This window comes from Mycobacterium sp. E2989 (assembly GCF_001667595.1).
Classification (GTDB): domain Bacteria; phylum Actinomycetota; class Actinomycetes; order Mycobacteriales; family Mycobacteriaceae; genus Mycobacterium.
Map to the genome: position 1 here is coordinate 1 of NZ_LZJX01000020.1, position 14,760 is coordinate 14,760.

Genomic DNA, 14,760 nt, shown 5'->3' on the forward strand with positions numbered 1-14,760 from the left:
GGGTATGAGTCCAAGCGGTCATCCAGACGTCGACGCGGTGTTCGACGATCTCGATGCCGTCTTGGCCCGTGTCCGCGCACTGCCGGTGGATGCTTTGAACGTTCACCAACAGCTGGCGATGCTGGAACGCTGCGAAAAAGTACGCCGGCAGCTGCCGGCCCTCGAGCATCCGGTGATCAACACCCTGGGCCGGCAGGCCACCGCCGAGGAGTTGGGTGGCAGCCTGCCGCACGCGATCGCCGAGGCGACGCTGATCAGCCGGGCCGAGGCGTCGAGGCGGGTGAAAGAGGCCGTCGAGTTGGGGCCGCGGCACGGGCTGACCGGCGAACCGTTAGCCCCGATCCTGCCCGCGACCGCGGCCGCCCAACGCGACGGCGCCCTGGGCACCGGGCAGGTGGGGGTGATCCGCCGGTTCTTTCACCAGTTACCCGCCGCGGTGGATGCGCCCACCCGGGCGGCCGTGGAGGCCGACCTCGTCAGGTATGGAACGCAGTATCGGCCCGAGCAATTGGCGGGGCTGGCCGAGCATGTCGCCGATTGCCTCAACCCCGACGGCCGCTACAGCGACGCCGAGCGCGCCCGCCGCCGCGGCCTCACCCTGGGTCGGCAGGGCCCCGACGGCATGTCGGAGCTGCGCGGGCTGCTCACCCCTGAGCTGCGGGCCACCCTCGAGGCGGTGCTGGCCAAGCTGGCCGCTCCGGGCATGTGCAACCCCCTCGACGACACCCCGTGTGTCGACGGCACCCCCAGCCAGCAGGCCATCGATCACGATGGGCGCAGCGCCGCCCAACGCAACCACGACGCGTTGTTGGCGGCATCACGCGCGCTGTTGGCCTCGGGAAAACTCGGCCGGCACAACGGGTTACCGGCCTCCATCATCATCACCACCACCCTGCACGAGCTGCAGACCGCCGCCGGCACGGGGCGCACCGGTGGGGGCACCCGCCTGCCGATCAGCGACGTGATCCGGCTGGCCCGCCACGCGCATCACTACCTGGCCATCTTCGACGACGACGCCACACCGCTGGCGCTGTATCACACCAAACGCCTCGCCAACCCCGGCCAACGGATCGTGCTCTACGCCAAGGACCGCGGCTGCACCGCCCCGGGCTGCACCGTGCCCGGCTACCTCTCCGAAGTCCATCACGTCACCGACTACGCCCGCAGCCGCCGCACCGACATCAACGACCTCACCTTCGCCTGCGGACCCCATCACCGCCTACTCACACCCGGCGGCTGGCGCACCCGCAAAAACACCAAAGGTGACACCGTCTGGATCCCCCCACCCCACCACGACCGGGGCCGGCCCCGCACCAACACCTTCCACCACCCCGAAAAACTCCTCCGCGACGGCGACGGCGACGGCGACGATGACGACGACGCCGCATAGCTCAGCCTTGCCGTGACGTCGCCGCCGGCAACGCCATCGGCCGGACGTACCCGCCGATCAGCGTCCGATGCCACCAGGCCCGGTCACGGCGCAGCTCGGCGGGTGTGGTGAACCGATACTCGTAGAGCAGCGCACGCACGTACCGCGGCGGCGCATCGGCAAATGGGTTGCGCCGCAACAGGCGCAGCGTGGGCCGATCGTTGCGCAGCAGCCGCTGCAGGAACGGCGTCAACCACGGCTGCGCGTAGCCCGGCGAGATGGCCGCGAACCACATCAGCCAGTCCAGGCGCAGGTGATAGGGCGCCCACTGTCGCGGGAGCCGGCGCACGGCGCCGGGCTTGCCCTTGAATTCGTATTCCTTCCACACCGTCTGGTTCGTCAGGTGGGCTTCGTCGGTGCCTTCGATCACCACCTCGCGGCGGACGCGACCGATGCTGCCGAACGCGCCATAGGTGTTCACCAGATGAAAAGAGTTGAACGACGCGTTCATTCGCTGCCGCGAGGACAACATGTTGCGCACCGGCCAGTAGCTCATGAACAGCACCGCAGCCGCGAACGCGACCACCAGGGCCGCGAACCACACCGGTGTAGCCGAAAACACCGGACGATCGAGCCGGCCGACCACCGCGGACGCCGAGGAATCGTCGATCGCGCTGCACGCCAACAGGATCGTGACCCAGTTGAGCCAGGCGAAGTTGCCCGACGCCACCAGCCACAGCTGGGTGATGACGATGATCGCCGCGGCGACGCTGGCCACCGGTTGCGGCGCGAACAACCCGAACGGCACGATCAACTGCGAGAAATGGTTGCCCGCCACCTCAATTCGATGCAGCGGCTTGGGCAAGTGATGGAAGAACCAGCTCAACGGGCCGGGCATCGGCTGCGTTTCGTGGTGGTAGTACAGGCAGGTCAGGTCGCGCCAGCACGGGTCGCCCCGCATCTTGATCAGCCCCGCACCGAACTCGACCCGGAACAACAGCAACCGGACCATCCACAACGTCAACAGCGGCGGCGCCACTTGGTGATTGCCCAGAAAGATCATCAGGAAGCCGGTCTCCAGCAACAGCGACTCCCACCCGAACGCATACCAGCTCTGTCCGACGTTGACGATCGAAAGGTAGAGCACCCACAGCGTCAGCCAGAGCAGTATCGCCGCCCACAACGGCACCGCGTCGGCCGCACCGGCGACGATCGCCGCCGACAGCGCCGCGCCGAACCAGGACACCCCGGAGAACAGCCGATCCGAGTAGCGCAGGTGAAACAGGCTGGGGGTCCGCCAGAACGACTGCCCGGCCAGGAACCGCGGGATGGGCTGCATCCCGTGTTCCCCGATGAGCGCCCGGAATTGGGCCGCGGCCGCGACGAACGCGAGCAGGTAGACCACCGCGACGCCCCGCTCGAGCACCTCTGTGCAGAGCCAATATTCGGGTGCGGAAAACCAGCCCATGGCCGTAACTCCTCGGACGGTGGCGGTCACACAGACCCGCATGTCCAGTGAATCAGCCGGTAACCGGCTAGCCAAGCCCCCGAGGCTATTCGGCGCCGGACCGCTCGGGCATCGTCACCGCGGGAGTCAATGCCGCGGTTCCTCCTCCGTCCGCTCCGCGGACGGCATCGTCACCGCGGACGCGGCGAGCACCGCAAGCGAAATCAACGCCAGCAGCTGAACATTCGCCGAATGGCCCGCGTACCCGTCGACCGATCGCCACGGATGCCGCGACAGCACGGCCCCGGCGAGAATCAGCCCGCCCGCGCTGAGCACCATCGCGGCCCGGTCGGGGCCCCGGCGCCGCAGTGCGTACCGCAGGCCCAGCGCGGCGCCGATCACCGCGACCCCGGCCACGCCCGCGATCACCGCCCCGCACGCCAGCACCGCGACCGCCGCCCACGGTCCGGGCCGCCACGGTGACGCGGGCACGCCGTCGACCCCCGTGCGACGCGTGCGCCACAGCGCGAGCATGGCCAACAGCGGCAGCAGGGCCAGCCCCACCGCCAGGCCCGCCCGGTACGGCGCGTTGGACGGGAACGTCAGCGTGATGGTGCCGGGGTCGCCCGGGGGCACCACCCAGCCCTGCTGCCAGCCATTGACGGCCACCGGCGTCAGCCGCGCGCCGGTGCCGGTGCGCGCCACCCAGCCGGGGTTGATGCTTTCGGGGATGACCAGCACCCGCGACGTGGGCGACGGGGGCGCCTGCACCTCGCGACGATCCGGGCCCCACGCCCGCCACACCGGGGCCGCGGCGACGGCGGGGGCGCCGGCGTCGGCGACCGGCGAGGACAGGTCGGCGCCGTCGACGACGAACTGGGCGCCCGGGCTGATCAACAGCTCCTGCTGGCCCGCCGGCAGCGTGATCGGATCGCGGTCGCACGCCTGCGCGGCGACGGGTTCGTCGTCGAGCAGGGCGCCCACGGTGGTGCGAATCGACGTGTGCACGAAGCGGCCCGCGACCGCGATGACCGGGCCGTGGTCGCAGTCGACGGTGATCTCGCGGGCCCGATTGCGGGCGGCGTCGGCGGGCGCGATCGGGTTGCCGTCGGCGCCCAGGGCCGCCACCTCGGCCAGCCCCGGCGGCTTGAGCTGGTCGAAGCCCAACGCGTTGCGGTCGATGACGTCTTCCCAGTCCAGCAGGCTGACGGTGACGCTGTCGGTCACCCGCGGAGTGAGCGAAAGAACCTGCGCCTCACCGGGTTTCAACGCGCGCACCTGCGGGCCGTCGCCCAGGTTGACCGCCACCATCGTCGGGTGGGCGGGCAGCGCGGAGGCGCCGGGCACCAGGCGCAGCCCGGTGACCTGGGTCGGTCGCGGCAGGGTGAGCGTCAACGTGGGCGGCGTCTTGTGCTGCACCACGCGCTGCGGCGCCGTCCACGCGGTGCCCGGGTCGCCGTCGGTCGCCGCATACGCCGAGCCCAGCACGTCCACCAGGTCGGCGTCGCCGCGCGCCCGGGTGGTGTTCGGCTCGGCGATCAGGTCGGCGAGCTTGGGCCCCTGCCGTGGCCGCACCCACACCAGCGGGGTCACCGACATCGGCGCGGGAACGGTCAGCGTCCGGCTGAGGTTGACCGGCTCCTCCGGGGCCAAGGCGATGGGGGCGCAGCGCACACCGTCGGGCGCCCGCGCGCAGCCCGGCCTGCCGAGCAGCTCGGAGCCCAGGTTCCAGCCCGCGATCGCCGAGCCGGGCGGCGGCCCGGGCACCCGCACGGTGTGCCGCAGTTCGACCGGGTGGGCGAATCCCGACGCGTCGTACTGGGTGATCGACAGGTCGGTGATCCCGAATTGCACGCCGGGGGAACCGTCGTCGGTGCCCGCGGCGGTGATCCGCACCCACGGCGTCTCGCCGTAGGGCAGCGCGGAGGCGAGCGGCTTGCCCGGCTCGTCGAACCGCAGGGTCGTGCTGCCGGTCGCGGTTTCGATCAGGATGCGGCGGACCTGCGCGCCGACGGCGGTCGCGCTTGGCGTGAGGGTGATCGCCGCGTTGGTCAGCGGGTGGTCGAAGTCGACCTGCAGCCACTGGCCGACGGCGGACTGCAGCGAATTGGACACCCATGTGGTCGCCGGGTCGCCGTCGATGGCGGCGACGGACGAGGTGGCCGGCGCGACGTCGGGCATCGCGGTGGAGTCCGACGACGAGCTGGACACGGTGACCCGCCCGCCGCTCCAGGCGCCGACGACCGGGTCGGCCCCGGGGACCGGATAGTCGGGCACGCGGTTGTAGGTATGCCGCGCGTCACCCGGGGCCCGGATGGCCGACGAGTGGTGGTCCACCCGGCCGTAGTCGGTTTCGCGGGCCACCGGGGTGTCGGTGACGGTCACCGCAGGCACCGGCAGGCCGGCGCCGCGCGCGTCGGCGCTCATCAGCACCGGCCCCAGCGGCGGCCGGCCCTCGAGCCGGCGCCGCTCATCGAGGCGCAGCAGCACCTCCGGTCCGCCGTCGACGCGGGGCAGCCGGTCGATGTCGGCGAAGTACGGCGCGCCCGAACCGCCGGTGACCCGATACACCTCGACCGCCGGGTAGCGCGGGCGCAGCCCGCTGTCGGCGACGAACCCCGCCAGGGTCCCGGGGCCCACCGGCGCGCCGAACTGCGCCACCTTCTGCAGCCCCGGCGACCCGTCGATGGCGCGGTGCACCAGGATGGGGCGCGCCGACCGCGAGGTATCGGGGTCCAGGTCGTTGCGCAGCACCACATACGAAATGCCTTGGCGCGCAAGGGTATCGGCCAAGCCGGGCGAGGGGCGCCCGGCGGCGAACAGGCGTTGCACCGAATCGAGCGCCCGGATGGTTTGCGGCGGGGTCAACGGGATGGAGTCGCGCACCCCCCACGGGCTGCCGCCGAGCACCTGCAACGGCTCGTCGTGGCTGGTGCCCCACACCTGCGTCGCGAACGGCGCACCCGGGACGACCAACACCCGGCCCGGGGCCGGCGTCCCGGTGTTGTGCCGGTCGAGCCAGTCGGCGGTCTCCTGCCAGTACCGGGGTATGGCGCTGAAGGTGCCCGGCGGGGTCAGCCGGCCGGTCCACGCCAGCGAGGTGCTCACCATCAGCGCCGTCAGCACCACGATCGCGACCGCCACCCGCCGGTCGCGCTCGGGGTGGGCGAACGCGCGCAACCACCCGGGCCGCCGCCCGGGCAGTGGCACCCGGCCCAGCAGCTGGGCCACCCCCAACGCGATCGGGATCCGCACCACCGAGCCCAGCTTGTGCACGTTGCGCAGCGGCGCGCCCCCGGCGTCCAGGAACACCTGCACGGCGTGCGCCACCGGCGAACCCAGCCCGCCGCTGTAGCCGGCGGCCATCAACACCACGCCGGCCAACAGCATCGTCACCAACCGCCCGCGGGCCGGCATCCTCGCGCCGGCCAGCCCCGCCAGCCCGGCCGCCGCGACCAGGCAGGTCGCCAGCACGGCCGCGGAACCGGTCACCAGCGGCGCGCCGGCGGTGGCGGTCGGCGCCACGTACGGGGTCCAGCTGTCGGTGCCGCGCAAGATCTCTGTGAGCGACGACCATTGCGTTGTCACACCGGAGGATTCGATGAAATCGAGGAAGGGCGGGCTGATGGCCCGCAGCATCAGCAGCGCCACCACCCACCACAGCGCCGCCAGCGCCAGCGCCAGCAGCCACCACCCGGTGTAGCGCCACCACAATCGATTCGGCCGGTGGCAGGCCCACCAGATGACCGCGGGCAGGCAACCGGCCAGCGTGGCGATCGCGTTGACCGCGCCCATCAACGCCACAGCGAGGCCGGCCTGCGCCGCGAGCGCCCGCACCGACCGGTTGGCCGTGGCGCGCAGGGCCAGGATCGTGGGCAGCAACACCCAGGGCGCCAGCATCATCGGAAGCGTTTCCGACGAGATCGAGCCCAGCGTGGTCAACACCCGCGGCGACAGCGCGAACGCGACGGCCCCGATCACCCGGGAGGCAGGGCTGCCGATGCCCAGCGCCTCGGCGACCCGCAACAGCCCCCAGAAGCCGACCGTGAGCAGCAGCGCCCACCACAGCCGCTGGGTCACCCAGCCCGGCACCGCGAGCAGATGGCCGACGGCGAAGAAGGTGCCGTGCGGGAACAGGTACCCGTAGGCCTGGTTCTGCGCCTGCCCGAACGGCAGCTCGCTGTTCCACAGGTTGGTGGCCCGGGCCAGGAAGCGCAGCGGGTTGGCGGTCAGGTCGAGTTTGGTGTCCGGGGAGACCCGGCCCGGGGATTGGGCGAACGTCAACGCGCAGGCGATCGCCCCGACCAACCACAGCCAGCGGCGCGACACGGGCGCGGCCGGCGACGACGAAGCCGGCGCGCCGGCCTCCAATTCCGCCGCTGAGTCTGACGGCGGCGACCCGCTACACCCGGCTGCGCCGCGCTTGCGATCGCCGCTAGCTACGGTTGCCGTACTCGACCCGGTTGAGCACTGACGACTGCGGATCGCCCCCGGGGAGTGGCGGTTTCGTGTCCTGCTGCACCATCAAGGTGATCCCGAAAATCGCTGCCGCGCCGAGCAACAGACCGACCACCACGCTCGCGGCGGCGGGCGCAATGATCCGGTTCATCAACGGCTCCTCTATGGCATCTGGGAAAACGGCGGCTTAGCGCCAACCTAGCAGAAGCGCCCTCGGCGTCCCGAGACGCTCGTCAGGGCAGACAGTGCCCGTGAAAGCACCGGTCGCCGTATTGCACCTGGTGTGGCCCGAGCGGGATCAGCGCGGCCGGACCGGCCCGCACCGGGGCCGCACCGTGGTCGGCGACGGCCAGCGTGACGCCGACGGTCGTCGCGACGCCGACCGACAGACCCACCGCGATGCTGGCCGCCGCGGCCAGGGCGAAACCGGTCTTCGCTGGCATCTTGCCCCCTAGCCCCGCTGGCACCAGCCCAGGAGTGCCCCCGCACCCGAAGAAGAAAACCCCCGACGAAACCTCGTCGCTCCCCAGATCCAGAGGCCCGGATAGCGCCATGAAAGCATGGCCCGATGTCATTTTCGCGCACCCTGGCCGTGCTCGCCGTCGTGTCGGCTTTGGTGGTGGGCTGCGCTCACCACACCGGCCACCCGCCCGGCCCGTCGTCGACCTCGGTCAGCAAGCCGGCGGCCGCCCCACCGGCGTGCGGTGACGTCACGACGCTCCCGGTCCGCGACAAGCTGGCCCAACTGCTGATGGTGGGCGTGAAAAACGCCGACGACGCCCGGTCGGTGGTCGACGGCTACCACGTCGGCGGCCTTTTCATCGGCAGCTGGACGGACCTGTCGATCTTCAAGGGCCCGCTGGCCGACATCGCGGCGAAGGCCGGGCCGCTTCCGCTGGCGGTCAGCGTCGACGAGGAGGGCGGCCGGGTATCGCGGTTGCGGGCGTTGATCGGCTCGGCCCCCTCGCCCCGGGAGCTGGCGCAGACCCAGACCGTCGCCCAGGTCCACGACCTGGCGGCCGAGCGCGGCAAGAAGATGCACGACCTGGGCATCACCATCGACTTCGCCCCCGTCGTCGACGTCACCGATTCCAGCACCGGCGTCATCGGGGACCGCTCGTTCGGTGGCGATCCCAACACGGTCACGGCCTACGCCGGGGCGTACGCGCAGGGCCTGCGGGACGCCGGCCTGCTGCCGGTGCTCAAGCACTTCCCCGGCCACGGGCACGGCTCGGGCGACTCGCACACCGGCGGGGTGGTGACGCCGCCGCTGAGCGACCTGCAGAACGTCGACCTGGTGCCCTACCGGACGCTGGTGACCGCGGCCCCGGTCGCGGTGATGCTGGGTCACCTGCAGGTGCCCGGGCTGACCGGCGACGACCCGGCCAGCCTGAGCGCCGCCGCGGTGCGGTTGCTGCGCGACGGGGTCGGTTACGGCGCCCCGCCCTTCAACGGCCCGGTGTTCACCGACGACCTGTCCAGCATGGGCGCCATCTCGGACCGCTACGGCGTCGCCGAGGCGGTGCTGCGCACCCTGCAGGCCGGCACCGACGTCGCGCTCTGGGTCACCACCGACGAGGTGCCCGCGGTCCTGGACCGGCTGCAAAAGGCGGTCGCCGCCGGCGAGCTGCCCGCGCCGCGGGTCGACGAGGCGCTCGGGCGGGTGGCGGCGATGAAGGGCCGCAGCCCCGCCTGCGGCCACTAAGAGGGTCACCGCCATTGGCACTAGCCGTGTGCGGGCCCCCGCCGTTGCTTACCCTGGAGTCAGATAGACGGGCTAGAGAGGCAAGCGATGGCGGGTGGCACCAAGCGGTTACCGCGCGCTGTCCGCGAACAGCAGATGCTCGACGCCGCGGTGCAGATGTTTTCGGTCAACGGCTACCACGAGACGTCGATGGACGCCATCGCCGCAGAGGCGCAGATCTCCAAGCCGATGCTGTACCTGTACTACGGCTCCAAGGAGGACCTGTTCGGCGCCTGCCTGAACCGGGAGATGGGCCGGTTCATCGATGCGGTCCGCGCCGACATCGACTTCACCCAGAGCCCAAAAGACCTGCTGCGCAACACCATCGTGGCGTTCATGCGCTACATCGACGCCAACCGGGCGTCGTGGATCGTGATGTACACGCAGGCCACCAGCTCGCAGGCGTTCGCCCACATGGTGCGCGAGGGACGCGAAAAGATCATCGAGCTGGTCGCGGGGCTGGTGCGGGCCGGCAGTCGCACCCCACGCACCGACCGCGAGCACGAGATGATGGCCGTGGCGCTGGTGGGCGCCGGCGAGGCCACCGCCAACCAGCTCAGCATCGGTGACATCGACGCCGACGAGGCAGCCGAGCTGATGATCAACCTGTTCTGGCATGGGCTCCGGGGCGCCCCGGAGGAGCGGGAGGCCGCCGTCGCGGCCCGGCCCGAGCAGGGCGGGCCCGGCGCCGCCGGCCGCTAGCCCCTACATTCGTCATGTGGCTCGACCGCCCGCGCGCCCAAACGTCGACTTCTTCTGCGCCGTAGTCATCGTCGGGTTGCTGGCCGGGGCCGCCGGGTTGGCGACGACGTACGTGCTGCGCTTCGTCCAGCACGTCACGTATCACTACACCTTCGGCGCGCTGCTCGCCGGCGTCGCCGCCAGCAGCCCGGTGCGCCGCGCCCTGGGGCCGATGATCGGCGGTGCGTTGGCCGCGATCGGGTGGTGGCTGTTGCGGAGCAGGACCGACGTGCCGCCGCTGGCGGAAACCATTGAACGCCGCGAGCGGATACCTCGGCTGGCCTGGAGCGTCGACGCCATGCTGCAGGTGCTGCTCGTCGGTTCCGGGGCGTCCCTCGGGCGGGAGGGCGCCCCGCGCCAATTCGCCGCGGCCCTGGGCGATTTCGGGACCGGCTGGCTCAAGCGGCTCTCGCCATCCGATCGCGAGGTGCTGCTGGCCTGCGCGGCAGGCGCCGGGCTGGGCGCCGTCTACGCCGTCCCGCTGGCGGGCGCGCTGTTCTCGGTGCGGATCCTGCTCAACACCTGGCGTCCGCGGGCGGTGGGCGCGGCGTTCATCACCTCGAGCCTGGCGGTCGCCGTCGGCTCGGCGGTCACCCGCGACGAGCCCAACCTGCAGTGGCCGGTGGGCGAGTCGACCTACCTGCTGACCGCGCACGGGCTGCTGCTGGCGCCGCTGACCCTCGCGGTCGGGCTGGCCTTCAGCCGGTTGATGGCGGCGGCCCGGCCGGCCACGCCGATGCGGAACTGGGTGCTGGTCCCCGCGCTCGCGGGCGCCGGCCTGGTGATGGGCATCTGCTCGCATTGGTGGCCCGAGTTGCCCGGCAACGGCCGAAGCATCCTGACGGTCAGCCTGGCCAGCGGCATGACGCTGGTATCGGCGCTGGCCATCTTGGCCCTCAAACCGTTGCTGACCGCGTTGTTCCTCCGTGCCGGCGGCGCCGGCGGCATGCTGACGCCCTCCCTGGCCACCGGCGCGGCCGCCGGTGCGGCGCTGGTGCTGACGATCAACTGGGCGGCCGGCACCCACCTGCACGTGCCGGCGGTGTCGTTGGCGGGGGCGGCCGGGGTGCTCGCGGTCACCCAGGGCTCACCGATCTGGGCGGCGATCTTCGTCTGGGAGCTCGCCCGGCCGCCGGTGTGGTTGTTTCTGCTGTTCCTGCTGACGGCGACCAGTGCCCACGGCCTGAAAGTCCTGGCCAAGGGCCGCGGCCCGACACATTCCGGCTAGTGCCCCAGCACTAAACCGCCCGGACCGTGCCGGTCAGGTACGGGTAACCCTTGGCGATGTTGCGCAGCGAAATGTCCCAGCCGTCATGGCTTTCGTCGATGTAGAGCCCCGCGGTGCCGGGCAACACCAGCGGCTTGCCGAACTTCACCGAGTACTTCACGGCATCCGGCAACCGTGCTTCGATGTTGGCCAATACCGCTGCGGCGCTGAACATTCCGTGCGCGATGACGGTGGGGAAGCCGAACAGCTTGGCGGCGATCGGGTTGGTGTGGATCGGGTTGTGATCGCCGCCGACGACGGCGTAGCGCCGGATCAGGCCGGGGCTGACGCGCACTACGGTGCTCGGCGGGGGCAGCTTCGGTTGCTTCTGCGGCGGCGGCTTGGGCTCGTCGGACAGGCTGGTGCGTTGCTGGTGCAGGAAGGTGGTCACCTGGTGCCAGGCGGTGTCGTTGCCGACGCTCACCTCGGTCACCAGGTCGACCAGCAGGCCTTTGCGGTGCTCGCGCAGGTTCTCCGCGTGCACCTGCACGCCGACGGTGTCGGTGACCGCGATCGGCCGGTATTGCGTGATGTGGTTTTCGACGTGCACCGAACCCATTGCGGCGAAAGGAAAGTCGAACCCGGTCACCAGCGACATCATCGTCGGGAAGGTCAGCGCGAACGGGTACGTGAGCGGCACGTTGTTGCCGTACCGCAGGCCGGTTACGGCCGCGTACTCGGCCACGTTCGTCTGGTGGATGGGTAGTTCATCGATCTCCACGGTGCGCGTGGGCAGCTGGTTCCCGCGGGGCACCACCGGCAGTGCCCCGGCCGCCGCGCGCAGCATGTTCTTCAGGCCGCTTGGCTGGTTCATCGGGTTCTCCTCGACCTAGGCGCCCAGCATGGCCTGGCCGCAGACGCGAATGACGTTGCCCGTCACAGCGTTTGACGCCGGGCTGGCGAAGTAGGCGATGGCCTCCGCGACGTCCACGGGTTGCCCGCCCTGCAGCAGCGAGTTCATCCGGCGGCCCACCTCGCGGGTGGCCAACGGAATGGCGGCCGTCATCTGCGTCTCGATGAAACCGGGTGCGACCGCGTTGATCGTGATGCCCTTGCCGTACAACTCCGGCGCCAGCGCCTGGGTGAGGCCGATCATCCCGGCCTTGGTGGTCGCGTAGTTGGTCTGCCCGCGGTTGCCCGCGATGCCGGCCATCGAGGACAACCCGATCACCCGGCCGCCTTCGCCGATGCTGCCGTTGCCCACCAGGCCTTCGGTAAGCCGCAGTGGCGCAAGGAGATTGACGGCCAGGACCGCGTCCCAGCGGGCGTCGTCCATGTTGGCAAGCAGCTTGTCGCGGGTGATGCCGGCGTTGTTGACCAGGACGTCGGCGCGTCCGCCGTGGTGCTCGCGCAGGTGCTCGGTGATCTTGTCGACGGCGTCGTCCGCGGTGACGTCGAGCCACAGCGCGGTGCCGCCGACGCGGCTGGCCGTCTCGGCCAGCGTCTCGGCGGCCGACTCGACGTCGATCGCGACCACGCGGGCGCCGTCGCGGGCGAACACCTCCGCGATGGTCGCGCCGATGCCGCGGGCCGCGCCAGTCACGATCGCGACCTTGCCGTCGAGCGGCCGGTCCCAGTCGGCCGGCGGGGTGGAGTCGGCCTCACCGACGTAGAAGACCTGGCCGTCGACGTAGGCGGACTTGGCCGACAGGATGAACCGCATGGTCGATTCCAGGCCCGTCGCGGCGGGCTTGGCGTCGGGCGACACGTACACCAGCGCCACCGTGGTGCCGTTGCGCAGCTCCTTGCCCAGCGAGCGGGTGAATCCCTCCAGCGCGCGCTGAGCGATCCGCTCGTACGGGCTGGCGGCGGCGTCGGGCGTGGTGCCGACCACCGCGACCCGCGCGGAATGGCCCAGGTTGCGCAGCAGGGGCGTGAAGAACTCGTAGAGCCCCCGCAGCCCCTCCGGGGTGGTGATGCCGGTGGCGTCGAAGACCAGGCCGCCGAACTGGTCGGCCCAGCGGCCACCGAGGTTGTCGCCCACCAGGTCGTAATCCTTGGCCAGGGCGGCGCGCAGCGGTTCGACCACCCGGCCCTCACCGCCGATCAGCAGCGCCCCGGCCAGGGGCGGATCGCCGGGGGAGTAGCGGCGCAGCGTCTCGGGTTGCGGGACCCCGAGCTGCTTGGCGAGAAACGATCCAGGACCGGAATTGACGATCTGAGAGAACAGATCGGAGGACACCTTGGGAGCCACCGGAGCTACCTTCCATATTCTTTCGAAGTCGGGGTATGCCTACCGCACAACCGTATCGAGGACGAACTTACTTCAGAGTAAGAACAGTGGGTAGTATGGCCCAGACGGGCGACCCCAAACCGATAGACCCCAGATAACACGGAGATGACAGTGGCCCCTGCAAGTTCCGAGGCAAGCAACCAGCGCAGTTCGCAGCGGCGGCGAGTCGCCGTCCTGGGCGGCAACCGGATCCCGTTCGCCCGGTCCGACGGCGCCTACGCCGAGGCGTCCAATCAGGACATGCTCACCGCGGCGCTCGGCGGGCTGGTTGACCGCTTCGGGCTGGCGGGCGAGCGGCTGGGCGCGGTGGTCGGCGGCGCCGTGCTCAAGCACAGCCGGGACTTCAACCTCACGCGCGAATGTGTGCTGGGCTCCGAGCTGTCGTCGTACACCCCGGCGTTCGACCTGCAGCAGGCCTGCGGCACCGGCCTGCAGGCGGCCATCGCCGCGGCCGACGGCATCGCGGCCGGGCGCTACGAGGTGGCGGCCGCCGGCGGCGTGGACACCACCTCCGACCCGCCGATCGCCCTGGGCGACAACCTGCGCCGCACCCTGCTCAAGCTGCGCCGGTCCAAGTCCAACGTCGAGCGGCTGAGGCTGGTCGGCGCGCTGCCCGCCAACGTGGGGATCCAGATCCCGGTCAACAGCGAGCCGCGCACCGGGCTGTCCATGGGCGAGCACCAGGCGATCACCGCCAAGGAGATGGGCATCAAGCGCGTCGACCAGGACGAGCTGGCCGCCGCCAGCCACCGCAACATGGCCGCCGCCTACGACCGGGGCTTCTTCGACGACCTGGTCACTCCGTTCCTCGGGCTGTACCGCGACGACAACCTGCGCCCGGACTCGTCGGCGGAGAAGCTGGCCAAGCTCAAGCCGGTGTTCGGTGTGAAGAACGGCGACGCGACGATGACGGCGGGCAACTCGACCCCGCTGACCGATGGCGCCTCGGTTGCGCTGCTGGCCAGCGAGGACTGGGCGAGCGCGCATTCGGTCACGCCGCTGGCCTTCCTGGTGGACGCGGAGACCGCGGCCGTCGACTACGTCAACGGCCGCGACGGCCTGCTGATGGCGCCCACCTACGCGGTACCGCGGTTGCTGGCCCGCAACGGGCTGAGCCTGCAGGACTTCGATTTTTACGAGATCCACGAGGCCTTCGCCTCGGTGGTGCTGGCGCACCTGCAGGCCTGGGAGTCGGAGGACTACTGCAAGGAGCGGCTGGGCCTCGACGCGGCGCTGGGGTCGATCGACCGGTCCAAGCTGAACGTCAACGGCTCCTCGCTGGCCGCCGGCCACCCCTTCGCCGCCACCGGCGGGCGGATCCTGGCCCAGGCGGCCAAGCAACTCGCCCAGAAGAAGGCGGAGCAGAAGGGTGGCGCCGGCAAGCCGTTGCGGGCCCTGGTCTCCATCTGCGCCGCCGGCGGCCAGGGTGTGGCCGCGCTTCTGGAGGCCTGACCGACCGTTTCATGAAATCCGTCACACCGGGTTAGCGATCGGGGCTGCG

The 14,760-nt window shown here is 71.1% G+C and carries 11 protein-coding genes; 5 read left to right on the forward strand and 6 right to left on the reverse strand.

Features of this window, described 5'->3' with window-relative positions; translation table 11 throughout:
* Positions 1-4 precede the first annotated feature (4 nt).
* Positions 5-1,390: an HNH endonuclease signature motif containing protein gene (locus A5680_RS05280; protein WP_067816961.1), complete on the forward strand. Its 1,386-nt coding sequence runs from the start codon at positions 5-7 to the stop codon at positions 1,388-1,390.
* A 1-nt stretch (position 1,391) separates the two neighbouring features.
* Here A5680_RS05280 and A5680_RS05285 read toward each other — a convergent pair whose 3' ends face one another.
* From A5680_RS05285 to A5680_RS05300, 4 genes are all read right to left on the reverse strand, one after another.
* Positions 1,392-2,837 carry a lipase maturation factor family protein gene (locus tag A5680_RS05285; RefSeq protein ID WP_067816965.1) on the reverse strand — a complete coding sequence of 482 codons (1,446 nt, stop codon included), beginning with the start codon at positions 2,835-2,837 and terminating at the stop codon, positions 1,392-1,394.
* Positions 2,838-2,963: 126 nt separating this feature from the next.
* Positions 2,964-7,187 carry an alpha-(1->3)-arabinofuranosyltransferase gene (locus A5680_RS05290; protein ID WP_231977567.1) on the reverse strand — a complete coding sequence of 1,408 codons (4,224 nt, stop codon included), beginning with the start codon at positions 7,185-7,187 and terminating at the stop codon, positions 2,964-2,966.
* Positions 7,188-7,251: 64 nt separating this feature from the next.
* Positions 7,252-7,425, reverse strand: a complete 174-nt coding sequence (locus A5680_RS05295) for a DUF2613 domain-containing protein (RefSeq protein ID WP_065443914.1) — start codon at positions 7,423-7,425, stop codon at positions 7,252-7,254.
* A gap of 82 nt (positions 7,426-7,507) precedes the next feature.
* Complete coding sequence (locus A5680_RS05300; protein WP_055402822.1) at positions 7,508-7,717, reverse strand: DUF2613 family protein; 210 nt, start codon at positions 7,715-7,717, stop codon at positions 7,508-7,510.
* A gap of 125 nt (positions 7,718-7,842) precedes the next feature.
* Between A5680_RS05300 and A5680_RS05305 the strand changes: the two genes are divergently transcribed.
* The 3 genes from A5680_RS05305 to A5680_RS05315 all read left to right on the forward strand — a co-directional run bounded on the left by A5680_RS05305 (position 7,843) and on the right by A5680_RS05315 (position 10,987).
* On the forward strand, positions 7,843-8,979 hold the full coding sequence (locus A5680_RS05305; RefSeq protein WP_067816969.1) for a glycoside hydrolase family 3 N-terminal domain-containing protein: 1,137 nt from the start codon (positions 7,843-7,845) through the stop codon (positions 8,977-8,979).
* 87 nt (positions 8,980-9,066) lie between these two features.
* Positions 9,067-9,720 carry a TetR/AcrR family transcriptional regulator gene (locus A5680_RS05310; protein WP_055402826.1) on the forward strand — a complete coding sequence of 218 codons (654 nt, stop codon included), beginning with the start codon at positions 9,067-9,069 and terminating at the stop codon, positions 9,718-9,720.
* Positions 9,721-9,736: 16 nt separating this feature from the next.
* A complete protein-coding gene (locus A5680_RS05315; protein ID WP_067816972.1) occupies positions 9,737-10,987 on the forward strand; it encodes a chloride channel protein in 1,251 nt (416 codons plus the stop codon).
* A 10-nt stretch (positions 10,988-10,997) separates the two neighbouring features.
* Here the strand turns inward: A5680_RS05315 and A5680_RS05320 are convergent, their stop codons facing one another.
* Together A5680_RS05320 and A5680_RS05325 are read right to left on the reverse strand one after the other, a co-directional pair.
* The gene (locus A5680_RS05320) at positions 10,998-11,840 is read right to left on the reverse strand and encodes a MaoC/PaaZ C-terminal domain-containing protein (RefSeq protein WP_067816975.1); all 843 of its coding nucleotides are present in this window, start codon (positions 11,838-11,840) and stop codon (positions 10,998-11,000) included.
* 15 nt (positions 11,841-11,855) lie between these two features.
* Entirely contained in the window at positions 11,856-13,220 is a 1,365-nt protein-coding gene (locus A5680_RS05325; protein WP_067816977.1) for a 3-oxoacyl-ACP reductase, read from the reverse strand.
* Positions 13,221-13,364: 144 nt separating this feature from the next.
* On the opposite strand from A5680_RS05325, the gene A5680_RS05330 reads away from it, so the two are divergent.
* Positions 13,365-14,711 carry an acetyl-CoA C-acetyltransferase gene (locus A5680_RS05330; protein WP_067816980.1) on the forward strand — a complete coding sequence of 449 codons (1,347 nt, stop codon included), beginning with the start codon at positions 13,365-13,367 and terminating at the stop codon, positions 14,709-14,711.
* Positions 14,712-14,760 lie beyond the last annotated feature (49 nt).